This window comes from Burkholderia sp. SIMBA_062 (assembly GCF_046534765.1).
GTDB classification, from domain to species: domain Bacteria; phylum Pseudomonadota; class Gammaproteobacteria; order Burkholderiales; family Burkholderiaceae; genus Burkholderia; species Burkholderia ambifaria.
This window is the reverse complement of record NZ_JAWRYD010000102.1, coordinates 1-621: the sequence shown is the minus strand read 5'-3', so window position 1 is coordinate 621 and position 621 is coordinate 1. Positions and strand designations below refer to the sequence as shown.

Below are 621 nucleotides of genomic sequence, written 5' to 3'. Positions count from 1 at the left end.
GGTTCTTCACGGATTAGCGTGAAGGCGAGGCCTAAAAGGAAAGCGGTGCCCGAAGGAATAGACTGGTTGTGCGACCAATCAGACGATTCCAACGACCACCGCTTTCATGGCCGATCATAAACTCGACCTCCCGTTCTGGGAAGGTTTTACCGTTACCGAACTCGAGCGCACGCAGGGCGTGACGCGCATCACGTTGCAGCCTGAAGCCGGCCATTGCGCTCAATGTTCTGGCTGTGGTCAGCGCAGCGAGCGTGTGCACGAACAAGGCTGGCGCACGATCCGAGACCTGCCGATGCTAGGCGATGCAGTTTGGCTGCGGGTGCGTCTGCGTCGGGTACGGTGCGCCGGCTGCGGGCCCCGTACCGAGCAGGTGAGCTGGCTGGATCGGCACGCCCGGATCACCCGGCGTCTGGCGGAATTCGTCGGGCGTTGGTGCGAGAAGTTGCCGATCGCTCACGTCTGCCGGTTATCGGGGCTGCATTGGGAAACCGTCCGACGCATCGACGCGCGACGCATGCAGGCCTGTCTTGATGCGTTGCCCGAGGCCCAGCCGCGTCGACTGGTGATGGACGAATTTGCCCTCTACAAAGGGCACCGTTATGCCACGGTGGTGATGGATGC

Annotated in this window: 1 protein-coding gene; it reads left to right on the top strand. The window is 62.2% G+C overall.

Annotated elements, in window-relative coordinates; translation table 11 throughout:
* Positions 1 to 106: 106 nt before the first annotated feature.
* On the top strand, positions 107 to 621 hold a 515-nt coding region (locus SB786_RS35560; protein WP_410731479.1), incomplete at its 3' end, for a helix-turn-helix domain-containing protein.